Below are 23,613 nucleotides of genomic sequence, written 5' to 3' on the forward strand. Positions count from 1 at the left end.
GTTAACGCCATGCTTTTATATTACCCTCCGGTTTTATTTCAGCACCTCAATTATCAGATTCAGGCCGGAGCCAGAACGACGAACACTTAAAAAGAACGAACCTTATTTTGAAAAGAAATCACCTAATAAAACATCTAATTCCTCGACTTTGTCAGCAACTGCAGTATCCTGGTTTTGCACCTTATTTTCTGTTCTCAGCACAGCCGTTGCATAATGCAATACTGCCATAGAAAGAAGGTCCTGCTTATCTCTGACCGCATAATTGTCTTGATAATCTTTTATGCGCTCATTGATCATTTTTGCTGCCCGCCTCACAATTTCTTCCTCCTCAACATTAACCTTTAAAGGATAAATACGGTCGGAAATAGTTATCTTAATCGAGATTTCTCCCATTGTTAGCTTAGTTTCTGATTATGTCTCACTACTTATTTTTTAAGCAATGCGATACTTTTATCAATCTCCCGCACAAAATCGTTAATTTTTTGTTTAATATCAAGCGACTTCTCGCTCGTGCCTTCAATACTCTTTGCAAGTTTGGTAACCCGAAGTTTTTCTTCCAGTTCGCCATGCTTACCTTTAAAAGTATCAAGCGCCACTTTTAACGATTGATTTTCAAGCTTTAATAAATCATTTTCTTCCTGCAAAGCATTACACAACTCGATTATCCGCGTTGTTTTTAGTATTACCTTATCTAATTGATCTGCAACAGAAGCCATGAATTTATTTCTAAAAATACGAATTTAAATTTTATTTCCTAATTTCTGCACCCGCTTGTTGCGTAAAATTGGCAATTAACTTTTGTACCGTATTTTCAATTTGCTTATCAGTAAGCGTTTGCTCTTCATCCTGCAAAATAAAATTTAATGCATATGATTTTTTTCCTTCCGGAAGTTTGTCACCTTCGTAAACATCAAAAACGCCAACTTCTTTAATCAGTTTTTTGTCGGTTTTGAAAGCAATTCCTTTCAGAGCATCAAAGGTAACATCCTTATCAACCAGCATTGATAAATCTCTTCTCACCTGTGGATATTTAGAAACATCTTTGTTAACGATTTTATTCTTTTTAACAATATCCAGCAAGCCTGCCCAATCAAAGTCGGCATAAAAAACCTCCGCATGCACATCAACTTGTTTTCTGTCGGCCTTGGTGGCGGCACCAAAACTTACCAAAGTTTTATCTCCGCGGAAATACCGGATTCCGTAAGCAAAATTTTCATCCTCCAAAACATCTGTCTGGTAAGTTGTAATTCCTAAGCGGGAAATAACGGCATCAACGGCAGCCTTCAAATTGTAAAAAGTAGCCGATTTGGTATGCTGATTCCATTGTTCGCTCTGCGTTGCGCCCGATACCAATAACAATAACCTTGGCCGCTCGATGTACTGCTCATTTATAAGGTGATAAGTTTTACCGTATTCATAAAATTTAACGTCGGCATTTTTACGGTTTTGATTGTAAGCAACACTTTCCAGCGCAGGCATTAGCATGCTTTGTCGCATTACATTTAAATCGCTACTGAGCGGATTTAAAATAAATACAGCTTGATCTAAGTTTTTAGAGTAAGCAGATTTTGTTAACGAATTACACCAAATCTCAGCAAAACCATTGGCAGTTAGCATGTCTGCAATTACGTTTTGTGTATTTTCTTTATCAGGCCTCGAGCTGTTCGAAAGCGATGCATTTATCTTCGTCGGAATCGCGATGTTATTGTATCCGTAAATACGTAAAACCTCTTCGGTAATGTCGCACTCGCGGGTAACATCCACTTTAAACGAAGGCACCCTTAAGGCGAGCGTATCATCAGATGTATTGGTGGCAGAAATTCCTAAAGCCGTTATAATGTGCTTAATTTCTACCGGGGGGATGTTTGCACCGATTAACTTATTGATGTTGGTGAAGCTTACTTCAAACTCAAAGGGTTTAATGTGCGTAGGATAAACATCAGAAACTGGTGATGAGATTTCGCCACCGGCTAGTTCTTTAATTAAAATGGCCGCATATTTTAAGGCTGTAACCGTAATTTCGGGGTCGGTTCCCCGCTCGAAACGAAAGGAGGCATCCGTTTTTAACCCGTGCCGCTTAGCTGTTTTACGAACAGATACAGAATTGAAGTAGGCGCTTTCCAGAAAAACATTTGTAGTATTTGCATCAACTCCGGAAGTTTTGCCGCCAAATACCCCTGCAATACACATTGGCGTTTTAGCATTGCAAATCATCAGGTCATCTGCACTCAACTTTCGTTCTACATCATCCAGAGTAACAAAGGGGGTGCCTTCAGCTACCTTTTTTACCAACACCTTGCCGCCTGTAATTTTATCTGCATCAAAAGCATGTAAAGGCTGACCAAGGCCATGCAAAACATAATTTGTTACATCTACCACGTTATTAATGGGGCGCAGGCCAATAACCTTTAATTTATCTTTAAGCCAGTCAGGCGAATCGCCAACACGAACACCTGCAATGGTTAGGCTGCTGTAACGTGGACAAGCATCGAGGTCCTTTACTTCAACCGGAATAATCAAATTTTCATTGTCTACGTTAAAGGCAGACAAATCCGGCATTTCAAATTCGCTTCTAAAGTAAGCAGCCAAATCGCGGGCAACCCCTAAATGTGAGGCCGCATCGGCTCTGTTTGGCGTTAAGCCAATCTCGAAAACGTAATCGTCTGCGAGTTGGAAATATTCTTTCGCGAGGATTCCAACCTGGGTGTCGGCTGGCAAAATCATAATTCCATCATGCGATTTGCCCAATCCAATTTCATCCTCGGCACAAATCATTCCCTGAGAAACTTCTCCCCTTATCTTCGATTCTTTGATTTTAAAAGGTTCGCCTTCTAAAGGATAAACGGTTGTGCCAACGGTGGCGACCACAACTTTCTGGCCTGCGGCTACGTTGGGCGCACCACAAACAATTTGCAAATTTTCAACGCCGCCAACACTTACTGTGGTTACACGCAAACGATCGGCATTAGGGTGCTGAATACAGGTTAAAACTTCGCCAATAACCAGACCCTCCAGCCCACCGATAACGGCCTGTACCTTATCTACACTTTCCACTTCTAAACCAACGTTGGTTAGAATTAAAGAAAGTTCCTGAGGTGTTTTATCTATCTGAACGAATTGTTTTAGCCAGTTGTATGATATTTTCATCTATAAGTATCGGTAACGCGTATCAGCGACCAAAGCAATATCGGGCGATACACAGTTTTATAAAACGCAAAGATATTATTTAAAGCCCAAAGCAGAAAGCTAATCGAGAAATCTTGATGTAATAAAATCAGCCGCAGGCTTAAGCTGCAACCCCCTCCTCATCCCGGTAAATTGCCTGTTCAAAAACACACTAGAAACAAATCTGCCGAAAACTTTTTAATCCACGGGAAGAAATTGAGCCAGTTACCAAAAAAAAGCACTATCCAACCCTTCGAAAAAGCTATCAAAATGATGAAATCAGTTTGAGAATTCTTCGGGAAAATTTAGCATCAGCTATCAATATTACTAATGGTTAATGGTTAAATTCGACAGAATTACAGCGCAGGCACCTGCACCAATCACCAGCATAATTACCGACACAATAAGTAAACGCAAAGCCGGTTTAAGCGGCAATCCCTTCGCCGATTTTATGATAAGCTGGATCATACCAACCACAAACAGTACCACAACGATAAGCCAGTAGAAAATAAAGCCTTCCATAGGTTGCTAACCGTTTGCCAGAATTACAGCACAGGCGCCTAACCCAATTACAACCATAATTACTGATGCAATGAGGAGTTTCAAACCTGGTTTTACCGAACCATTATTTGTGGAGGCAACAATGATCATTATTAGCCCCACTACAAATAGAATTACTGTGGCAAACCCGTATAATATAAGGAGTAAAATTAACATTATTTCATATTTAGTTCAGCCCTTATGGCATCTATTTTATTATCACGATAGAAAATATTCATGGTTTCAAAAGGCACAATTTTATATTTTTCGCTAACAATGTGCACGCATGATTTCTTAACCGCACGCACATCAAAATCTAACGGATCCATGAAGTTCATGATAATGATACGAAAAAGATTGTCATAACTCAGGTTATCAGACTTTACCCTCGGCAAACAACACATTAATTCGCCGAAAGTATCTTCAGCACAATCCACCGAAACGCCGGTGCTAAAAAGATTAAGCATGTGCTCCTTCAATTGCTCATCATGCTCAAAAACAATTGTATTTTTAGAGTTGTTCAATAAATCTTCCGGATTAATAAGGTGCGTCATCGGAATCACTTCATCACCAATTTTTAACGCGTAGGCCATGCAGAGCGCATCAGGATTGCAGGGAACTGGAATTAAATCCTGTGGCGTAAAAGTTGGATATTGCTCGTAAATTTTCCGACGAACCTCAGTTAGGGTAATTCTTCCTGCCTGATCGTTGTAATCGTCATTTCTGCCGGCAACCTGCGTTGGCTGAAAAGTAACACCACGAACACATTTCTGTTTTAAAGCATAATCAATAATGTCGCCAATTTCACCATCATTTAAACCCTTTTGCAAGGTAACCACCAGCGTTGTTGATACATTAAACTGATTGAGATTAGCAATCGCTTTCTTGCGCACTTCAGTTAAATCTTCGCCCCTTAAACGCGTTAGCACGCCTGCATCAAAACTATCAAACTGCAGGTAAATTTCGAAATCGGGCATGTAAGAGGCCAGCTTCTCTACAAAATTTATGTCTTTAGCAATGCGAATTCCATTGGTGTTAACCATTAAGTGTTTAATGGGCTTAGTTTTGGCCAGGTCCAGAATCGCGAAAAAGTCAGGATGTACAGTGGGTTCCCCACCCGATAACTGAACCACATCCGGTTCGCCTTCATTTGCAACAACCACATCCATCATGCGGTTAATTTCTTCGAGCGTACGGTGCCGGCCATAATTTGGAGATGACATGGCATAACACGTTGGGCAGGCAAGGTTACAGCGGTCTGTTACTTCGATTACCGTTAAGCAAGAGTGCTGCTCGTGGTCGGTGCATAATCCGCAATCGTAAGGACAGCCATAATGTACTTTAGTATTAAACTTAAGCGGCATCTCCGACTGCTTATTGTAGTTTCTTATCTGCTTGTAATACTCTACATCGTCAGCAATCATTACCTTGCTGTCTCCGTGCACTTTACAGTTTTTGAGCATAAAAACCTTTGCATCCTGAAAAACAATCTTTGCATCGCAAAGCATCAGGCATTCCGGACAAAGGCTTTTCGTGTAATCGTAGTAGATGTAATCTCTTGTATTAGCCATAAGCGCTGGTTTGTACGGTAAAAACAGACTTAAATATTCTTATTATGAACCGGTAATAATAAATAAATATAAACAATGCCGACCAATGTATGCTGCTTAAATTTAAAAACAGGGGCTCGTATGGTTTTAGAAATTCGATAAGAAACCGAAAAAGAAAATACAATACCATCAATAGCTTAAACCTATCGCCGTTTATGAGCACCTTGTTTTTAAGCGACCTGAACAGTATTAACAAAGCAGTTAAAAACAACATTTCATAAAGCATAATTGGATGTCTGTTAACTCCGTCGCCTAAATCCATACCCAGAAAAAAATTGGTGGGTAAGCCATAGGTGGGTTCGTCTATTCCCATAGAAAAACAGCCTATTCTGCCGATAAGTAATGCAATAATAATGGGTGTAACGTACAAATCGCCAGAGGCGATGTTTACACCGATTATTTTCTTAATAAGCTCTACGCCAAAAAGGCCGCCGAGCAAACCACCAACAATGGTTTTACTTTGGTAAAGCGTTAAAAAAGTTAGCTGATTTAACTGTCCGGGTGTTTCGAGAATGGCAATAAGCCTGGAACCGATTAGGGCGCCAAGCATAGCACCGAGCATAATCCAGAGCCGGTTTTCATCCGAAATTGGGTCAGCAATGCCTTTCTTTAAGTAGTAGTAAACCCGAACGCCCACAATAAAAGCAAGTGTTTCAAAAATGTAGTGATAGTGATAATATTCACCAAGAAATTGAAACTTAAATGGAAATAAGTGGTCTGTGTTCAATAGCTATTTAAAGAAAAGCCTTACAAATACGGGCAAGTGGTCAGAAAAATATCTTTTGTCTTTACTATCGCTAAGTACAGCAAACTTTTGAACATTAAAGCCATTATTTACAAAAATATAATCGATACGGTTTTTTAACTCGCTGTTAAAATCAAAAGAATTGAATGTTCCGGCCGGCCCGTAAGGTTGCTCAACTGATATTTCTTTAGCATCCTGAAGGAATGATTTTATCGTAGCAATAGCTTCAGTTTCTGGCGTAACATTTAAATCACCTGTATAAACTACGGGTAACTTTGGGGCAATTTCCTGTATTTTTTGTTTTATCAGCTTTGCCGATTCGATTCTTGCTTTTACACCAACATGATCGTAATGGGTGTTAAATACGATAAATTCCTGCTTGTTAAGTTTATCATATAGCTTAACCCAGCTACAAATCCTTGGCAGTACAGCATCCCATCCTTTCGATGGAACCTCTGGCGTTTCGGAAAGCCAGAATGTTCCGCCATCCTTTTTTGTAAACCTGGTTTTATCAAAGTAAATGGCCGAAAATTCGCCTTTACGTTTACCATCATCGCGGCCAACACCTACAAAATCGAAATTGGTGTTTTCGCTAAGCGCATCAAACTGCTCTGCAAGCGCTTCCTGCACGCAAAGAATGTCGGCATCGTGAAATTTAACCAAAGCCTTAACATTATCTTTTCGGTTTGGCCAGGCGTTTACACCGTCGCCAGGATTGTTATAGCGAATATTATAGGTTATTATATTAACTGGCACTTGCTTTTTTTGAGCAAAAATTGCAAGACTAAACAACAAAGAAATGGCAAAAGTGATACATGTTTTCATGCCGCAAATTACAAAATTGTTCTTTTGCTAAATTGATTTAGTGTTAAATTAAAATTGTTTTTCGATTAAACGAGCCCCTCGTCTTTGTAACTGTAGTAGCCGTTATCAGTAAAGATTAGGTGGTCTACAACGAACAACCCAAGCATTATTCCAGATGCAACCATATCTCGGGTAAGCTTATTGTCGCTATCGCTTGGCTTTAAATTTCCTGAGGGATGGTTGTGGGCTAAAACGATGCTCGCGGCGTTATTTTCGAGTGCTACTTTAAAAATAATTTTTGGGTCGGCGATGGTTCCGGCCTGCCCACCTTTGCTAATGAGGTATTTACCTATAATTTTATTTGATCTGTTGAGCAAAAGAATCCAGAATTCTTCATGATTGAGGTGGGCGAAAGATGCCTGCATGTAGCGAAATACATCAATTGACGCCGTAACCTGAGTGACTTCGTCCTGGGCAGTTTCTTTTCGCCTTAACCCAAGTTCTACCGCTGCCACAATGGAAACTGCTTTTGCCTCGCCTATTCCTTTAAATTTTGAAAGCTCAGCAATAGAGGCTTTTCCAAGTTTGGTGAGGTTGTTTTCGTAGAAGTTTAAAATCCGCTTGCTTAAATCTACAGCGGTTTCATTTTTATTGCCCGAACCGATTAAGATTGCAATGAGTTCGGCATCTGTTAAATGTCTTCGTCCGTTCAATAAGAGTTTCTCCCTCGGTCTGTCTTCCTCAGCCCAGGTTTTAATGCCTATTCTTTGCTGGTAATCTGCCATATTTTTGATAAAAAAAAAGGCATCCCAACTTTGGTTGGGATGCCTTCTACTAATATCGTAAAAAATTAGCTTATTTTAAACCGTTAACGAATTTCGTTAATTTTGATTTGTTGTTAGCCGCTTTATTTTTGTGAATAACATTTTTCTTAGCTAAACGATCTAGCATAGAAATTACTTTAGGCAATAAATCTGAAGCAGTTTTTTTATCTTCTGCTGCACGTAGTCTTTTAATAAAAGTACGTGTAGTTTTTGCCTGATATCTGTTACGTAAACGTTTTGTAGCGTTTGCTCTAATTCTTTTTAATGAAGATTTATGATTTGCCATTTTAATTTAGCCTTTATTTTTTCTTAATCGTTTCCTGTAATTCGGGTTGCAAATATAGGATTAATGTTTTTAAATTACAAAACAGTTTTACTTTTTTTAGCGATTTTTTTAAACCTTTTATTTACAGCGCAAAAATACGTCAATTTAATCGTTAACGCAATAGAATTAAAACCATAAAAAATATCATATTAAAAAATACCTGCCTAAAAATGCTATTTTTGGGGAAAACGAATTTGAGTGAAAAAACGAATAGCCATCTTTGCTTCGGGTTCGGGCTCTAATGCCCAAAAACTAATGGAGCATTTTAAACGAAGTACCGATATAGAAATCTCTTTAGTATTAACCAATAATGCTGATGCCTACGTTTTGCAAAGGGCTGATAACTTCGAAATTCCGAGTCACATTTTCGACAAAAACGAATTTTACAAAACAGACGAAGTTATCGATTTACTCAAGAACCTGGATATTGATTTTATTGTATTGGCGGGCTTTTTATGGCTAATTCCAAAAAATTTAATCGAAGCCTATCCCGGCCGGATTGTAAATATACACCCTGCTATTTTACCAAAATTTGGCGGCAAAGGTATGTATGGCGATAATGTACACAATGCAGTACTTGCCGCTGGCGAAGCCGAAGGTGGCATCACCATTCATTATGTTGATGAACATTATGATGAAGGCGAATACATTTACCAGGCGAAATATAAAATTGATAAAAATGATAACCTGGAAATGGTAAAATTTAAGGGCCAGCAACTCGAACACCTTCATTATCCGCGGATTGTAGAAAGCCTGCTCAAGAAAATTAAAAAATAAGGCAAGGGAGGCATCCCTACTCATTTTTGTCCTGAACCTGAAGAAGTTGTTCCTTAACGCCAGTATCCGCCCTGGTGCACCTTTTCCTAATCAAAACCGGTATGGCTTCCCTGAAGAAATGATTTGCACGAGGAAGCGCATTGCTCCTGCAATATGCACGATTCGGAATGCGAACATATTGCTTAGCGTTTAAGTTTCTGCTGTTTTTCCCTTTTCATCCGTTCTCGAACCCCATCGTCAACGCCTGTACCTTCCTTCATTGGTTTGAAAACCGAGCCGGATGTGGTATCTGCAGGAGGCGCCATTCTGATTTGATAGCGGTGAGATATATTTGCAGAAATCCGCTCTGTAAGTCCTGGAAAAAGCCAGTGTGAAAATTTAGCGCCTTTGGCTTTCCAACCAACGCCAATTTCCTTTCGCGGTCTTACCGAGCCGCGGACAACCGCATTTACAACTTTAGATGGTGGATCCATTGCGGCCATCCTAGGCGTACCTCCACTATAGTTAGCGGCGTGGCGCCAAAATGGCGTGTCTACAGCCCATGGCTCAATCGTAACCACCTTGATATTTTTGTAACCTGCCAGCCTCAACTCCTGTTTGATGGTTTTGGAGAGATTTAAAACACCTGCTTTCGTAGCCGAATAGGATGCATGGTAGGCAAGTGGGTTTACACTTTCTATGGAACCCATGTTAATCAGGGTTCCAAAACCCTGGCTTTTAAAAAGCGTAATCGCAGCGTGACTTGAATAAATAAATCCCGTCAGGTTGATTTCGACAATCCTTGCCTGATCTGCCACTGGAATCTCCCAAAAGCGCCCAATGGCACCCACACCGGCCATATTGATCCATACATCGACATGGCCAAGTTCATTCAGAGCCAGCTTCTGCAACCTCGCAACATCTTCCGGCTTGCTAATGTCCATTGCCAGCGTGATGGCCGTTCCGCCGTTAGAGCGAACTACCCTGGCCACTTCTTCGAGCGCCTCAGCTCTTCTAGCTGCAAGAATAACTTTGGCGCCATAACGCCCAACCTCCTCTGCAACCCCCCTTCCAAATCCACTCGAGGCCCCTACGATTACGTAAGTCTTTTGAGCTACTTTTTTTTGCATGTTGATGCTCGGCGTAGATGTACCACATCCGCTAAGCATCAAACTGAACACAAGTGTCAAAACACAATTTAAAATAAAGATTTGCCGCAGAGATAAGTTTGTTGTAAACATGCTATGAAGTAATTTATTATTCTTGAACCATCGCAGCCGATTATTTTTTGCGCTTTAAACTCCCGCTCATTAAATCGGTTTGGAGTTTTTATCAACCGGACAGATATAAGTTAAAAACCCTACACATTGGCCAAAAGTTGCTTATGTAAATACTGTTTCTTTAAAAGCGATGTACCTATTTTCTGTCTTAAGACCGGAGTTGAAGCAAGAAACTTATCGCCCATGCGATAGGCAACCTGAATGCGCACAAGCCTCATCCGCCTACCGGCACCTTCTCCGGGAGAGAAGGGTTCTAGCAAGAAAATTATCGCCCATGCGAACCGGCAAAGAGAAAACAAGAAATTTGCCGAATTATAGCACTAGCCCAGACTAACTTCATTTTCAAGACACAGCCCTGAACAATTAGCCATAAATACTTAGCAAAATCAGCCAGGTAACAAAGCCAACGGGTGCCAGAACCGCAGCGCTTATAAAAAAAGATTTTACAAACTCTTTCTTGCCAAGCACTAAAAAAATAATTGCTGCAACCAGGTTTAACACCACATGTAGAAAGATGCAAACGCCCATTCCTACGGCTATACTGAAGCCCCTATCGGCTACGGTACTGGTGTGTACGATGAGCAAAGCATAAGCAGCAAACGCCAATAAATTTATCCCGATGATTTTGAACATTATCTAAGTTTTTATCGTTCATTACTAGCTCCACTTGAAGCACTTACCTATTCCTAAGCATCGAACCGATAAAAATGTTTTTAATCCCAGATTTTTTATTTTAGCTGCGCAATACAAAGACTTACGTCAACGCAAATGCTTTCAGAATTAACTATAACTCAAATTTCTATTTATTGTCAATTAGCTGAAGCGTAAATTGACAGTTACTAAGGCGCCGAGTGCACTTAACCTCATAAAAGAAATCTCCCTAACACCTTCGAGATAAGCAACTATGCTGAGCATGATACCTTTACAAATCGATCACTTTTTCCATTTCTATAAGCCGAATGGTTTCCACTTTGGGCTTTCCAAACCTTTCCGGAATCTCCTCAAAGGCGATTGAATGGCCTGTAGGCACATAACCATGACGGCTGTACCAATTTATCAGCTCAAGGCGGCCACTGATAACCGAGATGACTATCCTGGAGCAATTATTTGCACGGGCATATTGCTCTGCCTCCGCCAGGAGTAACTTGCCATAACCAAGCCCTTGTAAAATTGGTGAAATCGCAAACATACCAAGGTAAAGGTCAGCAGATTTTACCTCAAGGCAAACCGTTCCCAAAATCTTCGCATCCTCGTCGCTGATTATTAAAATTGCCACTTCGGGCTTAACCAACATTTGCATCAAAGCCTGTTCATCTATACGGATGCCATCAAGAATTTCAGCCTCGGTTGTCCACCCCTTTTTCGATTCTTCGCCGCGATAGGCAGCGTTTACCAGTTTTTCGAGTTCTTTGGCATCTTCAGGCCGGGCAATCGTTATTTTCATCTTTGTATTTGTGCAGCGAAAATAAACAATAGATTTTGCTTTACTATGGCTACCGATTAATCAAGAGAAAGAAAAATACAGCCGAAGTTTTTGCTGCCAGCGCAACTGAATGTATAAAACCTAAAAGGCCAGGCCGACCTGAAATGCGATGGTTGCAGAAGAGGGCTTATCGTTTCCAAACCTTACAGGTACCGGAAGAACGACGAAGATTTTGCTGGCTTTATTGTTGATGATCACTTTGTTTATTCCTGGTGTAAAGCCATATCGGCCAGAGGTTTCAAATGCCAGGCGCCCGACGAAAGTAAATCCGCTTCCGAGCGACAAAAGTACACCCGGGTGGATAAGCAAGTTCGACATTTTGCTCGACCCGTTTTCCGCCCTAACATAGGGAACTACCTCAAAAGAGAACCCAATTTTTTTACTTTTCCAAAGGTTAAGCCCAACGGGAACGCCCACAACATAGTGCCCGTCGAAGTTAAAGGTGGTACTTTCGGAAGTAAAGGTGACAATGGGATGCACCACACCCACATAACCGGTAATTTTTGGATAACTTTCCTGAGCGAAAGTAGATAGTTTGATGCTGATAAGCATTAATAAGACAACGTATTTCTTCATGGCCTAAAAATAACTTCGCGTTATAAGTCAAAATAGAACTGAATTAACTATTTGTATACTCTTTACTTTTTTTAGCTCTTTTTCTATAAACGGAAGGATTTTCACCGGTTTGTTTCTTAAATATTCTGTTAAAATGGCTCTGATCAGAAAAGCCTGTTAGGTAAGCAATCTCGGTGAGCGAATATGAAGTGGTTTCCAAAAGTTTAATGGCTTTGTCTATGCGCATCTTTCGGATGTAATCCCCAAAAGACATGTTGTCAAAGTACTTGGAAAACGCCCTTGAAAGATATGCCGGATTAATATCCAATTCGTTTGAAGCCCGCCTTAAACTTATAGACATGTTGGTATCCATCTGGTCTTGTATCATTTCTTTCAACTCCATCGTCCATCCGGGCGCCTTTTTCTTACCCGTTTTGAGGTATTTATGGTAAACATCGAGCAATAATTGTTCTCCAGCCGCATCGCAATGTTTCTGATTAAACATGTGTTTTGCCCAATGGTAGAGGCCATCATAAATTTTCATGCCGATCTCCAGCAGTTCATAATCATCTTTAATTTGTTGCGATAAACCCATAAAAATTGCCGAAAGGCCTGCCGCCTGCGGCGCAAAATCCAGTCGATCGGTGTCGGCACCCCGAACAATTGCCGCAATGCGGTCGAGGGCTTCATCCTTAAGTTTATGTTTTTTCAAGAAATAATCAAATATGCATTCATCTTCATAGTGGCTGTACTCTACGCCCGGCAGGTCAAAAGGTATCGCATCCAGCTCATTTGCCTTTACAATCACTTGCTCAAATGGAACATAAATAATCTCAGCATCTTGGTCAATAAAACGTTTGATTAGCCAGGGACAAGCTATACGGTTAATTTTGGGTGTTCTCTGGTAATCCATTTCATTATATTTGGTTAGTTTGGTTAGCTAAAGGTAAAAATCTTCTTCAACCTTCCACCTTGCGCAACTTTTCTGAATAATGGAACATTATTGATTTTTGCAGTAAGTAATATAACTCATCTGGCCATTTCCAATCCCCAGTTTTATTTCATTAATCAATTATTTTTTCTGCTTTTGCAAGCTCACCAGAACTTCAATTTGGCTACCTTTTATTAAAAAAAGCTAAGCAACCTTGATTGGGTACGGCGGCAAATAACTACCGAAAGTAGCAAGCGATAAAAGCAATAACCAGTCTGTTAGAAAATTTAATATGCCTTTAAGGCCCACGATGAAGGCTAGCTTAGTCAATCGTTTTTTTAGCTGTTAACATGCCAAAAAAACCACCGTGTTTTACTACCTTTGCGGCTCAAAATTTACAGTAGCATGAGTCAGCCGATTAAAATTAAAAACGCTTTAATTTCAGTATATTATAAAGATGGTTTAGCGCCGTTAGTAAAATTATTAGCCGCTCAGGGCGTGCAGTTATTTTCTACGGGTGGAACAGAACAATTTATAAAAGATTTGAATTTGCCCGTAACCGCTGTTGAGGATTTGACAGGTTACCCATCAATTTTAGGTGGCCGTGTTAAAACTTTGCACCCAAAGGTTTTCGGTGGAATTTTAAATCGTAGGGCGTTGGCGGGCGATCAGGAACAGATTGCAGAATATGAAATTCCGGAGATTGACCTGGTAATTGTTGATTTATATCCTTTCGAAGAAACAGTTAAAGCAGGTGGAACGCCTGAGGAAATCATCGAGAAAATTGATATCGGCGGCATTTCGTTAATCCGTGCTGCAGCCAAAAACTTTAACGATGTGGTTATCATCGCATCAAAAAATGATTACCCTACCCTACAAGCTCAACTGGAAGAACAAAACGGGGAAACTACTTTAGCGCAGCGTAAAACCTATGCTAAAAAGGCTTTCCACACTTCTTCTCACTACGATACCGCGATTTTCAACTATTTTAATGCCGAAGAACCGCTTGATGTTTTCAAGCAGAGTGTTACCGAAGCGAAGACTTTGCGTTATGGTGAAAACCCACACCAGGGCGGTGTTTTTTATGGCGATTTGGATGCAATGTTCACCAAACTGAACGGTAAAGAACTTTCTTACAACAATTTAGTTGATGTAGACGCCGCAGTTGCCTTAATAGATGAATTTGATGAGCCCACGTTTGCCATTCTAAAACATACAAATGCCTGTGGTATCGCTTCGCGAAGTACTGTAAAACAGGCATGGATTGATGCGCTGGCCTGCGATCCGGTTTCTGCTTTTGGTGGCGTTTTAATTACCAATGTTGAAGTTGATTTAGAAACTGCTCAGGAAATTAACAACCTGTTTTTTGAGGTGCTGATTGCACCAGCTTACCAGCTGGAAGCAGTTGAATTGTTCAGTAAAAAGAAAAACCGGGTAATTTTGCAACGCAATGAGGTTGAATTAGCTAAAAAGCAATTTAAAACTTTATTAAACGGCGTAATTGAGCAGGATAAAGATTTAATAATCGAAGGACCGGAGCAAATGACAACAGTTACGGAGAAAGCGCCAACTGCTGAAGAATTAAAAGACTTGCATTTCGCTAACAAAATCGTAAAACATACAAAATCAAATACCATTGTTTTGGTTAAGGATAATGTACTAATTGCGAGTGGCGTTGGCCAGACTTCACGCGTTGATGCATTGAGACAGGCGATTGAAAAAGCGGCCTCTTTCGGTTTCAGCGTTAAAGGAAGCTCGATGGCATCGGATGCATTCTTCCCTTTTCCCGACTGCGTGGAGATAGCAGCCGAAGCGGGAATTACGGCAGTTTTACAACCAGGAGGATCAATTAAAGATGCAGACTCGGTTGCGAAAGCTAACGAAAAAGGCATTGCAATGGTTACCACCGGCGTTAGGCATTTTAAACACTAGTTTTTTAAGCTGCAAGCTGAAGCACAAAGCGTAAAGCTTATTGCAGCCGTTATGGCCTGCGGGCTTTTAGCATTTATCTTTCTTAATAAAGAAAGTTGAACTTAAAACAATAAAAAACCTATTTTTACATTAGGTTTAATATAGATTTAACAAATTAAAGAAAATATAACTCATACATGGGATTATTCAATTGGTTTACGCAGGAAGTTGCCATCGATTTAGGCACTGCGAATACCCTAATTATACATAACGACAAAGTGGTTGTAGATGAGCCATCTATTGTTGCGTTCGATCGTACTACTAATAAAGTGATCGCAATTGGTCGCCAGGCCATGCAAATGGAAGGTAAAACCCATGATAATATTAAAACCGTTCGCCCATTGAAAGATGGAGTAATTGCCGATTTTAACGCTGCTGAAGCGATGATAAAAGGCATGATCCGAATGCTTAATGGCGGTAAAGGCTGGATGTTTCCATCATTACGAATGGTTATTTGCATTCCTTCCGGGATTACTGAAGTAGAGAAACGTGCCGTACGAGATTCGGCGGAAATTGCAGGTGCAAAAGAGGTTTACTTAATTCACGAACCAATGGCTGCCGCGGTTGGTATTGGGATTGACGTGGAAGAACCGATGGGTAATATGATTATTGATATCGGTGGCGGTACCACAGAAATCGCTGTTATTGCATTGTCTGGTATTGTTTGCGATCAATCTATCCGCGTTGCGGGAGATAATTTCGACTCGGATATTGTAAACTACATTCGCCGCCAGCACAACATTATGATTGGCGACAGAACTGCGGAGAAAATAAAAATTGAAGTTGGTGCAGCGCTACCCGAATTGCAGGATGCTCCGGCAGATTTCGCCGTGCAGGGCCGTGATTTAATGACGGGTGTTCCTAAACAAATCACCGTTTCTTATACTGAAATTGCGCACTGTTTGGATAAATCTATCTCTAAAATTGAAGAAGCGATTTTAAAAGCTTTAGAGATTACACCACCAGAACTTTCTGCAGATATTTACCAAACCGGTATTTATTTAACAGGCGGCGGTGCGCTGCTTAGGGGTTTGGATAAACGTGTTGCAGCAAAAACAAAACTACCTGTTCATGTTGCTGAAGACCCACTGCGTGCAGTTGTTCGCGGTACTGGCATTGCCCTTAAAAACATCGGAACTTATAAATTTTTAATGCAATAAATCACGTTGTGCGTTGTAGGTTAAAAGTTTTAAGTCGTGTTTACTTAGAGCATAAAACTTACAACGTAATACTTAAAATTTACAACTGGAATGCGTAACCTTTGGATTTTCATAAGCAGATACAACGCATTTTTCTTATTTATTATCTTTTTTTTGATCGGAATTTATTTAACGGTCAAAAATAATGCTTACCAGCGAAGCGTAACTCTAAATTCAACAAATGAGGTAGTTGGCACAGCCTATGAGCGTTTTAACGTTTTCAAAAGGTATCTAAATTTAGGGAAAGTGAATGATAGTCTGGCCGCCGAGAATGCGAAGCTTAAAACAACACTCCTGGCTTTAACAACAGTAGATTCTGCTATGGATGTTAAAGTTATTGACACGACAACCAATCAGCAATACACCTACATTGCGGCCAAAGTGGTTAAGAATTCGGTAACCTTGCGAAATAATGTAATGACGGTGAATAAAGGAACGCTTGACGGACTGGAACCCGGAATGGCTGTTATTTCACCGCAGCAGGGCGTAGTTGGTTTTATACGTGATGTTTCTGCACACCTGGCAACGATTCAGTCGTTATTGCATAAAGACACAAAAATTAGTGTAAACATTAAAAGAAACAATGCCCTTGGGTCTTTGGTGTGGGGCGATAATAATTTCGATATCCGTAAGGCTTTTATTAAAGAAGTTCCAAATCATATTAAAATGAATGTTGGTGATACGGTGGTAACTTCTGGTTTAGGGAAATTTCCCGCAGGAATTTTAGTGGGTAGGCTTAGCAGAACAAACATCGCAACGAATGATAATTTTTTGTCGGCCGAATTAAATTTATTCAATGATTTTTCAACTTTGCAGTATGTTTACGTGATTAAAAACAAACTTGCTAAAGAACAGGAACTTTTAGAAAACCCGGTTAAGCCAAAAGAATGAGCAGTAGATTAATAATAATAAATATCATAAGATGGTTTATCCTGCTTTTTGTTCAAATCTTTTTGCTCAAAAACATGGGCTTTTATGATTTATCTACACCTTTCATTTACGTGCTTTTCCTGCTTTTGCTTCCATTCGGTATTCCGAACATCCTCCTTTATTTATTGGCCTTTGGAACGGGTTTAACACTCGATGCCTTTTACGATACCATGGGCGTACATGCAACAGCGTGCGTGGTTTTGGCTTTTGTTCGCATCTCTTTCATATCTATAAGTTTAAACAAAGACGCCATTGACGACCCTGAGCCAGCTTTAAGCTACATGGGATTCCAATGGTTTGCACTATATTCTTTTCTTTGCATCAGTACCCATCATCTTGTTTTGTTCTTTTTAGAAACCTTTAGATTAACAGAAATTGGCTATACCTTAATGAGATGTGGCATAAGTTGTATCTTTACGCTTGGATTAATCTTACTGGTTGAGTTTATTTTCTATAAAAGGACGTCCCGCTAATGGAGCAATTATTTAATCGGAAATACATCATTCAAGGCTTGTTTATTGTGGTGGCCATTATTTTGCTGGCAAAGCTTTTTTACATACAGATTGTGAGCGATAAAGCCTTTGTTGCTGCCGAAAGTAATGTGTTAAAGAAAAAATTCAAATACCCAGCCCGCGGTGCAATTCTGGATAGAAACATGAGGGTTATTGTGCAGAATGAGCCCGTGTACGATTTGATGGTAATACCAAACGAGGTAAAATCTTTTGATACGGTGGCGCTTGCAAATGCGCTCGAAATTTCGATAGAAGAGGTTCGCAAAAGTATGCGTAAGGCAAAGCTTAAGTCGAACTACCAAGCCACCCCATTTGCAAAACAAATTTCTGTACAGAGTTATGCTCGTTTGCAGGAAATTATGTACCGCTTTCCGGGTTTTTCAACTCAGGACAGAACCATACGTCATTACCCAGACAGCGTTGGCGGCCAGTTATTTGGCTATGTTAAAGAGGTTAGTCAGGATGATATTGAAAAATCTGAAGGTTATTACCGGTCTGGCGATTACATTGGAAAGAGTGGCTTAGAGCGTTCTTACGAAGAAATTTTGCGTGGCGAAAAAGGCGTTGTCAACACCGTTTATGATGCCAGAAATACACCTCAGGGCAGTTATGCCAATGGAAAATATGATGTAAATGCAGTTTCCGGAGAGCGTTTGATTTCCGGCATCGACATTCAGGTGCAAAAACTTGGTGAAGAGTTGATGAAAAACAAGGTTGGCGCAATTGTAGCAATTGAGCCATCAACCGGAGAGATTCTGGCCTTTGTGAGTAGCCCGGGTTACGACCCGAATTTACTTGTAGGCAGAAGTCAGGGCAATAATTACATGGATTTGATTGGAAACCCGTACAAACCTTCCATCGTTCGCCCGATACAGGGAAAGTATCCTCCCGGCTCATCGTTTAAACCTATTGACGCATTACTCGCCTTGCAGGAAGGTGTAATTGATGTAAACACAACCTTCAACTGCCCCGGATATTACATGGCAGGTAACCATAAGGTGAAGTGTGAACACGTTGACGGAAATATAAGCATGCGGCGAGGCATTGCACGAAGCTGCAATACTTATTTTTGCCACGTTTTTCAAAAACTTATCACAAAAAATGGCATGAAAAATCAACGTCAAACCTATCAGGATTGGCGGGACAAGATTGCAAAATTTGGTTTCGGTCAAAAACTCGACATCGATTTACCATTCGAAAAGCAAGGCTACTTTTACAATGCCGACCATTACGACAAAATTTACGGTAAGCGGTGGGGTTACACAACTGTAATTTCGCAGGCCATTGGCCAGGGTGAAATAACGGCAACTCCTTTACAAATTGCAAACGCAATGGCAATAATTGCCAACCGTGGCTATTACATAAAACCCCATCTGATAAAAGCGATGGGCGATAAAATTAAAAAGGAGTACAAAGAAAAAAATTACGTTGGTGTAGATGAAAAATATTTCGAGCCGGTTATTGATGGCATGCAGGATTGTGTAAACAGCGCATGGGGAACAGCAACGTTATCAAGAATACCAGATTTACTAATGTGTGGCAAAACCGGAACAGTACAAAATCCACACGGAAAAAACCACTCCGTATTTATTGGTTTCGCACCGAGGGATAACCCAAAAATTGCGATTGCCGTTATTGTGGAAAATGCTGGTTTTGGAAGTACTTATGCGGCCCCGATAGCCAGTTACCTGGTAGAGAAATACATTAAAGGCAGCGTTACCGGCGCAAGGGCAAATCAGGTAGAGTGGATGAAAAGCCAGAATCTATTGCCTTTGCTTATCGATAAGAGTAAAAAACTGAAACTAACAAAAGCGGATAGTCTGATAATTAAGAAAACAGATTCTATGAAACGTTTAAACGACAGTTTAAGGCTGAAGCCCGCTACTGCCAAAAGGCCCATCTCTGCCCAGTTATTGCAAAAGCCAGCAACAACCGCACAAAAAGAACAGAATAAAAAATGATGCAACAACAGGGTAACAGGTTTTTCTTTAATGTTGACTGGATAACGGTTCTGATTTATATTGCATTGTGCGCAATTGGTTTTACCAATATCTACGCTTCAATTCCACATCCTGATAACGCAGCAGGCTTTGATTTCTCCAGCAGCTACGGAAAACAGTTAATCTATATCGTTTCGGGGTTGGTTCTAGGCTTATCAATTTTACTGTTTGATGGAAGGCTTTTCAATGTATTTGCACCGTTTGTCTACGGCGGAACTTTGCTGCTGCTCATCGCGGTGCTGTTTATCGGGCGGAATGTTGGTGGCAACCAGGCCTGGATTCCAATCGGTTCATTCAGGTTGCAACCATCCGAGTTTGCAAAGTTTGGCACAGCACTACTTTTGGCGAGGTATGTAAGCACATTTAACCCTAAGTTTAGGGATTTGAAAACCATCTTAATTGCCGGAATCATTGTCGCTGCCCCACTTTTGCTCATCATGATGCAGCCAGATACGGGCTCGGCTTTGGTATTCCTCGCCTTTATGTTCCCTTTGTACCGCGAAGGCTTATCGGGCTATTTCCTTTTGATATTTTTAGGGATGATTGTGCTGTTCGTGGCCGATTTTCTTGTACCCACAACCATATTAATCCTTATTCTTGTTGCAATTTGCGGCTTATTTATCTATGCCAACAAGCGTAAACAGAAACTAATTATTACAACGGTTTTCGTAACCTTAGTAGCAATCGGTTATTTGTTTCTGGTTAAGGTAGCTTACGAAAAAGTGCTCCAGCCACATCAGCGGAACCGCATTGAATTAATGCTTGGTTTAAAAACAGACAACAAAGGTGCCGGCTATAATGTAATTCAATCTCAAATTGCAATCGGCTCCGGACAAGCAACCGGAAGGGGGTTTTTACAGGGAACACAAACTAAATACGGCTATGTTCCGGAGCAAAGTACCGATTTTATTTTCTCTACCGTGGGTGAAGAATGGGGCTTCCTGGGTTGCTCAATACTTATCGGTTTGTACAGTTTTTTACTGCTCAGATTGATAAATCTTGCAGAACGTCAGCGTTCTACTTTCTCCAGGGTATATGGCTATAGTGTTGCCTGTATCTTGTTCTTCCACATATTTATAAATATTGGAATGACGATTGGGATTATTCCGGTGATTGGTATTCCTCTCCCGTTAATCAGTTATGGCGGTTCCTCTTTGTGGAGTTTTACCATCCTGATTTTTATCTTTTTGAAACTGGATTCGAACCGGATGGGCTTTATTTAAAGAATGGAGCGGATTAATCCACCCTCAACTCTAATGGATGCGCCATTTGTACCCGATGCCAAAGGGCTTACATAATACGTTACGGTATTTGCAATTTCCTCAACATCTAAAAATCTTTTTATAAGCGATGTTGGGCGCATATTTTTAAAAAAGTCCGTTTCTACTTCTGCAACCGTCAAATTTCCTGATTTCGCTAAGTCCTCGATAAAACCACCCACCCCTTTCGACTTTGTCGGGCCGGGCAAAATCGAATTAACGGTTACTCCTGTGCCTTTCGTTAATTCTGCTAAACCCCTGCTCACGGCTAGCTGTGCTGTTTTAGTCATGCCATAATGAATCATTTCATCAGGAATAAAAACGGCAGATTCGCTCGAAATAAAAATGATTCGACCCCAGTTTTTAGCAAGCATTTTTGAAAATACCGAGCGTGACAGGCGGATACCACTCATCACATTCACCTCAAAAAACCTGAACCAGTCTTCATCAGGAATTTCTTCAAATGCCATAGGCTCAAAAATCCCGGCATTGTTAATCAGGATATCAATCTCAGGTAACTGCTCAATTAGTGAATTTACTTCCTCCACCTTCGAAAAGTCTGCTGCAATCCCCGAAACGTTTTCGCTGCCCGAAATTTTAGCCAATTCTTTAAGAGCCGCATCAACACGCTCTTCGCTCCTCCCGTTTATAATAACTTTAACGCCTTCTTTTAGTAAACTTTCGGCTATGGCGTAGCCAATACCTGCAGTAGAACCGCTAATAAAGGCTGTTTTGTTTTTGAGCTGTAAATCCATATTTTTTTTTAGCGGGAGAATCTTCTGTTTAATAATTCGTAAAACTGGTCTACCGTAGATTGCTTGGCTCCCCAGTTATTTTTAACCGCATAATTATTCTGTAAGAAAGTGTCTGCAGATTCGAAATTTGGCATTTTATTCACAATATCGAGTGCTTCTGAATAAGCCAGATTGTATCCGTTGAATAAATCTTTAATAAAAAGTAACTTCTCATTCACGTTAATTGCCTGTTTTAAATCCGCAATTGGCGCCTTAACTGGCTCATCTTGTGCACTATTCGTTTTTGCCAGCAAATCATTTAACGAACGAGCTGGTTTCGAAGATATAGGTTCATTTGCAGGTTTTACAGGAATGGCGTGAGGGGTAAAAACCGGCCGCTCAGTTTCCACAGGTGGCGAAATGATGTCATCATCAAGGTCGACATTTTTTAAAGCTTCAATTGGTTCAGATTGGTGCGGCGCAAATGATGAGTCTGCCGCGGTGTGGTTTATAGGATGCTCCTGCTCATGTGGTATTAAGAATGGCTCCGGACCAATTTCATCTTCGTCGACTGCTAAAGGTGCCTCTTCAATTGGCTCCTGCTCTTTTTCCAGGATGCGTTTCTTCTGCGCCAACACCTCCTCTTCTGCCTTGCTTAATGGCCTGTCGAAGATTTCATCTACTGATTTTTCTTCATAATCAAACTTATCATCGTTGCTGTGTTTACCCAACACAAATTCAAAACTCTTTGATTCCTGATCAGGCTTAAAAAAATCTTTTTCTAATAATTCTTCCGTTTTCTCCTGCTGAATGAACTTATTTTCGAATATTTCTTCTTCCGGAAGTACATCAACACGTTCTTCTTCTTCCTCGGCTGTTGCAATTTCTTCAAGTTTGCCGGCGTCGTCAGCTTCCTTTTCCTGCTGATAAAGTTGCTCGGGCAGTATAATCGTATTTTGTTCTTCGAGCAATAAACCTGCGTCAGTTTCCACCGGTTTTTTTGCTTCCGTTAATGTGTTAAGTTTTTTAACTACTTTAACATGGTCTGCGAGGAAATCGGCATTAGCCAGAAAGAGTTCGAGCTCTAACTCATTTAATTCTTCAGGATTTTGAGCCAGAAAATGATATTGCTCGTTAAGCTCTGTCAAAATTGCACCTATCTTTCGGAAAATATCTTGTTGGTTCATCATAAATTATAAAACGATTTTTTAGGTGATTTATGTTGGTAACTATGTATACAAAAATAACACTTAATTATGGTATTCAATTTCAATGATCAAATGATAAAAATTTCACCATGTTATCAAAGGTAATTTATCTTTTGAAATACACAATCGTTGTTACCGATAGGTGTAACGCTTGTCGTTCCGCTAAAATAATTATCATAATAACATAAATACAGCGATTATGTTAGAGATTTATTTTCAAATTTTTTCTGAGCCTGCGCCAAACTGGTTTCTTATCAAACCAAAATAAAACAGCTTGGAGAGATAACGAACATCAAATTTCCCGTGATTTTGGTTTGGTAAAAAATCGGGTGAAAACCAAGTATATAATAGGGCCAAGCAATCGAAGAAATATAACCAGCAAAATCCACATGGTTTTGTTATACCTCAAGGGCAGATTGGTAAACATATCGACTATCGCCCAGACTGGGACAATTATGCCTAAAAATAACAAAAACAACTCTTCAATTCCCATAATGAATTTTAAATTACCGCTCAACGCCATGTAAACAAATGTAGTTGTATGAAAAGAGATTTATTCTACACGGGAAGTTAATGAAAATTTTAGGTTCTTTATAGTATAAGCCGCTGCATTTTGGCGATGGTTTTTTTTAATGCTCAGCTCATATTTTACTATCTTTGGCTAACACTTTGAATTTAAAAAGAGCATAGATTTGCATATATCTAAAGTTAAATGCTTGTCACTCTTTGTCATTCGAAATAATTGAAGTTACAACCGGGCCACTTCAGTAAATTAATATGAT

The 23,613-nt window shown here is 40.1% G+C and carries 25 protein-coding genes; 7 read left to right on the plus strand and 18 right to left on the minus strand.

Going from position 1 to position 23,613, the window contains the following annotated elements:
• Nucleotides 1-102 precede the first annotated feature (102 nt).
• From ASG14_RS12060 to rpsT, 10 genes are all read right to left on the minus strand, one after another.
• The gene (locus ASG14_RS12060) at nt 103-393 is read right to left on the minus strand and encodes a cell division protein ZapA (protein ID WP_056871305.1); all 291 of its coding nucleotides are present in this window, start codon (nt 391-393) and stop codon (nt 103-105) included.
• A gap of 32 nt (nt 394-425) precedes the next feature.
• On the minus strand, nt 426-716 hold the full coding sequence (locus ASG14_RS12065) for a hypothetical protein (RefSeq protein WP_056871306.1): 291 nt from the start codon (nt 714-716) through the stop codon (nt 426-428).
• 31 nt (nt 717-747) lie between these two features.
• Nucleotides 748-3,147, minus strand: coding sequence for a phenylalanine--tRNA ligase subunit beta (gene pheT, locus ASG14_RS12070; RefSeq protein ID WP_056871307.1), 2,400 nt, complete (start codon nt 3,145-3,147; stop codon nt 748-750).
• 345 nt (nt 3,148-3,492) lie between these two features.
• A complete protein-coding gene (locus ASG14_RS12075) occupies nt 3,493-3,687 on the minus strand; it encodes a hypothetical protein (RefSeq protein ID WP_056871308.1) in 195 nt (64 codons plus the stop codon).
• A gap of 6 nt (nt 3,688-3,693) precedes the next feature.
• Nucleotides 3,694-3,882, minus strand: a complete 189-nt coding sequence (locus tag ASG14_RS20270) for a hypothetical protein (protein WP_157274911.1) — start codon at nt 3,880-3,882, stop codon at nt 3,694-3,696.
• Nucleotides 3,882-5,276 (minus strand): radical SAM protein, encoded by a 1,395-nt coding sequence (locus ASG14_RS12080; RefSeq protein ID WP_056871309.1) that lies wholly within the window; start codon nt 5,274-5,276, stop codon nt 3,882-3,884. The genes ASG14_RS20270 and ASG14_RS12080 overlap by 1 nt, the downstream gene beginning before the upstream one ends.
• Nucleotides 5,269-6,042 carry a prolipoprotein diacylglyceryl transferase gene (locus ASG14_RS12085; protein WP_056871310.1) on the minus strand — a complete coding sequence of 258 codons (774 nt, stop codon included), beginning with the start codon at nt 6,040-6,042 and terminating at the stop codon, nt 5,269-5,271. Before ASG14_RS12085 ends, ASG14_RS12080 begins: the two co-directional genes overlap by 8 nt.
• A 3-nt stretch (nt 6,043-6,045) precedes the next feature.
• Nucleotides 6,046-6,885, minus strand: a complete 840-nt coding sequence (locus ASG14_RS12090; protein WP_056871311.1) for an endonuclease/exonuclease/phosphatase family protein — start codon at nt 6,883-6,885, stop codon at nt 6,046-6,048.
• A 65-nt stretch (nt 6,886-6,950) separates the two neighbouring features.
• A complete protein-coding gene (gene radC / locus ASG14_RS12095; RefSeq protein ID WP_056871312.1) occupies nt 6,951-7,649 on the minus strand; it encodes a DNA repair protein RadC in 699 nt (232 codons plus the stop codon).
• 70 nt (nt 7,650-7,719) lie between these two features.
• Complete coding sequence (gene rpsT, locus ASG14_RS12100) at nt 7,720-7,974, minus strand: 30S ribosomal protein S20 (RefSeq protein ID WP_056871313.1); 255 nt, start codon at nt 7,972-7,974, stop codon at nt 7,720-7,722.
• A gap of 237 nt (nt 7,975-8,211) precedes the next feature.
• On the opposite strand from rpsT, the gene ASG14_RS12105 reads away from it, so the two are divergent.
• On the plus strand, nt 8,212-8,790 hold the full coding sequence (locus ASG14_RS12105; RefSeq protein ID WP_056871314.1) for a phosphoribosylglycinamide formyltransferase: 579 nt from the start codon (nt 8,212-8,214) through the stop codon (nt 8,788-8,790).
• Between the two features lie 182 nt (nt 8,791-8,972).
• On the opposite strand, the gene ASG14_RS12110 is transcribed toward ASG14_RS12105, so the two are convergent.
• From ASG14_RS12110 to ASG14_RS12135, 5 genes are all read right to left on the minus strand, one after another.
• Complete coding sequence (locus ASG14_RS12110) at nt 8,973-9,950, minus strand: SDR family oxidoreductase (RefSeq protein ID WP_235528590.1); 978 nt, start codon at nt 9,948-9,950, stop codon at nt 8,973-8,975.
• A 462-nt stretch (nt 9,951-10,412) separates the two neighbouring features.
• Entirely contained in the window at nt 10,413-10,682 is a 270-nt protein-coding gene (locus tag ASG14_RS12120) for a hypothetical protein (RefSeq protein WP_056871316.1), read from the minus strand.
• A gap of 289 nt (nt 10,683-10,971) precedes the next feature.
• The gene (locus ASG14_RS12125) at nt 10,972-11,493 is read right to left on the minus strand and encodes a GNAT family N-acetyltransferase (protein ID WP_056871317.1); all 522 of its coding nucleotides are present in this window, start codon (nt 11,491-11,493) and stop codon (nt 10,972-10,974) included.
• Between the two features lie 120 nt (nt 11,494-11,613).
• Nucleotides 11,614-12,108 carry a hypothetical protein gene (locus ASG14_RS12130; RefSeq protein WP_056871318.1) on the minus strand — a complete coding sequence of 165 codons (495 nt, stop codon included), beginning with the start codon at nt 12,106-12,108 and terminating at the stop codon, nt 11,614-11,616.
• A gap of 43 nt (nt 12,109-12,151) precedes the next feature.
• A complete protein-coding gene (locus ASG14_RS12135) occupies nt 12,152-13,000 on the minus strand; it encodes a chromate resistance protein ChrB domain-containing protein (RefSeq protein WP_235528577.1) in 849 nt (282 codons plus the stop codon).
• Between the two features lie 423 nt (nt 13,001-13,423).
• Here ASG14_RS12135 and purH point away from each other — a divergent pair, with 423 nt between their 5' ends.
• The 6 genes from purH to rodA all read left to right on the plus strand — a co-directional run bounded on the left by purH (nt 13,424) and on the right by rodA (nt 20,853).
• The gene (purH, locus tag ASG14_RS12140) at nt 13,424-14,950 is read left to right on the plus strand and encodes a bifunctional phosphoribosylaminoimidazolecarboxamide formyltransferase/IMP cyclohydrolase (protein WP_056871319.1); all 1,527 of its coding nucleotides are present in this window, start codon (nt 13,424-13,426) and stop codon (nt 14,948-14,950) included.
• A 176-nt stretch (nt 14,951-15,126) separates the two neighbouring features.
• Entirely contained in the window at nt 15,127-16,149 is a 1,023-nt protein-coding gene (locus ASG14_RS12145) for a rod shape-determining protein (protein ID WP_056092903.1), read from the plus strand.
• Between the two features lie 90 nt (nt 16,150-16,239).
• A complete protein-coding gene (mreC, locus tag ASG14_RS12150) occupies nt 16,240-17,079 on the plus strand; it encodes a rod shape-determining protein MreC (protein ID WP_056871320.1) in 840 nt (279 codons plus the stop codon).
• Nucleotides 17,076-17,591 (plus strand): hypothetical protein, encoded by a 516-nt coding sequence (locus tag ASG14_RS12155; protein ID WP_056871321.1) that lies wholly within the window; start codon nt 17,076-17,078, stop codon nt 17,589-17,591. Before mreC ends, ASG14_RS12155 begins: the two co-directional genes overlap by 4 nt.
• Nucleotides 17,591-19,591 carry a penicillin-binding protein 2 gene (mrdA, locus tag ASG14_RS12160; protein ID WP_056871322.1) on the plus strand — a complete coding sequence of 667 codons (2,001 nt, stop codon included), beginning with the start codon at nt 17,591-17,593 and terminating at the stop codon, nt 19,589-19,591. The genes ASG14_RS12155 and mrdA overlap by 1 nt, the downstream gene beginning before the upstream one ends.
• Nucleotides 19,591-20,853: a rod shape-determining protein RodA gene (gene rodA / locus ASG14_RS12165; RefSeq protein WP_157274941.1), complete on the plus strand. Its 1,263-nt coding sequence runs from the start codon at nt 19,591-19,593 to the stop codon at nt 20,851-20,853. Before mrdA ends, rodA begins: the two co-directional genes overlap by 1 nt.
• On the opposite strand, the gene ASG14_RS12170 is transcribed toward rodA, so the two are convergent.
• From ASG14_RS12170 to ASG14_RS20700, 3 genes are all read right to left on the minus strand, one after another.
• Complete coding sequence (locus ASG14_RS12170) at nt 20,850-21,644, minus strand: SDR family NAD(P)-dependent oxidoreductase (RefSeq protein ID WP_056871324.1); 795 nt, start codon at nt 21,642-21,644, stop codon at nt 20,850-20,852. The two genes, rodA and ASG14_RS12170, sit on opposite strands and share 4 nt — an antisense overlap.
• A gap of 8 nt (nt 21,645-21,652) precedes the next feature.
• Nucleotides 21,653-22,813, minus strand: coding sequence for a hypothetical protein (locus ASG14_RS12175; protein WP_056871325.1), 1,161 nt, complete (start codon nt 22,811-22,813; stop codon nt 21,653-21,655).
• Between the two features lie 310 nt (nt 22,814-23,123).
• Nucleotides 23,124-23,354 carry a PLDc N-terminal domain-containing protein gene (locus ASG14_RS20700; protein ID WP_056871326.1) on the minus strand — a complete coding sequence of 77 codons (231 nt, stop codon included), beginning with the start codon at nt 23,352-23,354 and terminating at the stop codon, nt 23,124-23,126.
• Between the last annotated feature and the right edge of the window lie 259 nt (nt 23,355-23,613).

This window comes from Pedobacter sp. Leaf194 (assembly GCF_001423945.1).
Classification (GTDB): domain Bacteria; phylum Bacteroidota; class Bacteroidia; order Sphingobacteriales; family Sphingobacteriaceae; genus Pedobacter.

What these genes read in the sequence shown, in the direction of transcription:
- rodA (WP_157274941.1), top strand. Translation starts at nt 19,591, where the DNA reads ATGCAACAACAGGGTAACAGGTTTTTCTTTAATGTTGACTGGATAACG.
- ASG14_RS12135 (WP_235528577.1), bottom strand. Translation starts at nt 13,000, where the DNA reads ATGGATTACCAGAGAACACCCAAAATTAACCGTATAGCTTGTCCCTGG.
- ASG14_RS20700 (WP_056871326.1), bottom strand. Translation starts at nt 23,354, where the DNA reads ATGGCGTTGAGCGGTAATTTAAAATTCATTATGGGAATTGAAGAGTTG.
- ASG14_RS12155 (WP_056871321.1), top strand. Translation starts at nt 17,076, where the DNA reads ATGAGCAGTAGATTAATAATAATAAATATCATAAGATGGTTTATCCTG.
- ASG14_RS12125 (WP_056871317.1), bottom strand. Translation starts at nt 11,493, where the DNA reads ATGAAAATAACGATTGCCCGGCCTGAAGATGCCAAAGAACTCGAAAAA.
- ASG14_RS12120 (WP_056871316.1), bottom strand. Translation starts at nt 10,682, where the DNA reads ATGTTCAAAATCATCGGGATAAATTTATTGGCGTTTGCTGCTTATGCT.
- rpsT (WP_056871313.1), bottom strand. Translation starts at nt 7,974, where the DNA reads ATGGCAAATCATAAATCTTCATTAAAAAGAATTAGAGCAAACGCTACA.
- ASG14_RS12145 (WP_056092903.1), top strand. Translation starts at nt 15,127, where the DNA reads ATGGGATTATTCAATTGGTTTACGCAGGAAGTTGCCATCGATTTAGGC.
- ASG14_RS12130 (WP_056871318.1), bottom strand. Translation starts at nt 12,108, where the DNA reads ATGAAGAAATACGTTGTCTTATTAATGCTTATCAGCATCAAACTATCT.
- ASG14_RS12060 (WP_056871305.1), bottom strand. Translation starts at nt 393, where the DNA reads ATGGGAGAAATCTCGATTAAGATAACTATTTCCGACCGTATTTATCCT.
- mrdA (WP_056871322.1), top strand. Translation starts at nt 17,591, where the DNA reads ATGGAGCAATTATTTAATCGGAAATACATCATTCAAGGCTTGTTTATT.
- radC (WP_056871312.1), bottom strand. Translation starts at nt 7,649, where the DNA reads ATGGCAGATTACCAGCAAAGAATAGGCATTAAAACCTGGGCTGAGGAA.
- purH (WP_056871319.1), top strand. Translation starts at nt 13,424, where the DNA reads ATGAGTCAGCCGATTAAAATTAAAAACGCTTTAATTTCAGTATATTAT.
- ASG14_RS12080 (WP_056871309.1), bottom strand. Translation starts at nt 5,276, where the DNA reads ATGGCTAATACAAGAGATTACATCTACTACGATTACACGAAAAGCCTT.
- ASG14_RS12090 (WP_056871311.1), bottom strand. Translation starts at nt 6,885, where the DNA reads ATGAAAACATGTATCACTTTTGCCATTTCTTTGTTGTTTAGTCTTGCA.
- ASG14_RS20270 (WP_157274911.1), bottom strand. Translation starts at nt 3,882, where the DNA reads ATGTTAATTTTACTCCTTATATTATACGGGTTTGCCACAGTAATTCTA.
- ASG14_RS12065 (WP_056871306.1), bottom strand. Translation starts at nt 716, where the DNA reads ATGGCTTCTGTTGCAGATCAATTAGATAAGGTAATACTAAAAACAACG.
- ASG14_RS12175 (WP_056871325.1), bottom strand. Translation starts at nt 22,813, where the DNA reads ATGATGAACCAACAAGATATTTTCCGAAAGATAGGTGCAATTTTGACA.
- ASG14_RS12075 (WP_056871308.1), bottom strand. Translation starts at nt 3,687, where the DNA reads ATGGAAGGCTTTATTTTCTACTGGCTTATCGTTGTGGTACTGTTTGTG.
- pheT (WP_056871307.1), bottom strand. Translation starts at nt 3,147, where the DNA reads ATGAAAATATCATACAACTGGCTAAAACAATTCGTTCAGATAGATAAA.
- mreC (WP_056871320.1), top strand. Translation starts at nt 16,240, where the DNA reads ATGCGTAACCTTTGGATTTTCATAAGCAGATACAACGCATTTTTCTTA.
- ASG14_RS12170 (WP_056871324.1), bottom strand. Translation starts at nt 21,644, where the DNA reads ATGGATTTACAGCTCAAAAACAAAACAGCCTTTATTAGCGGTTCTACT.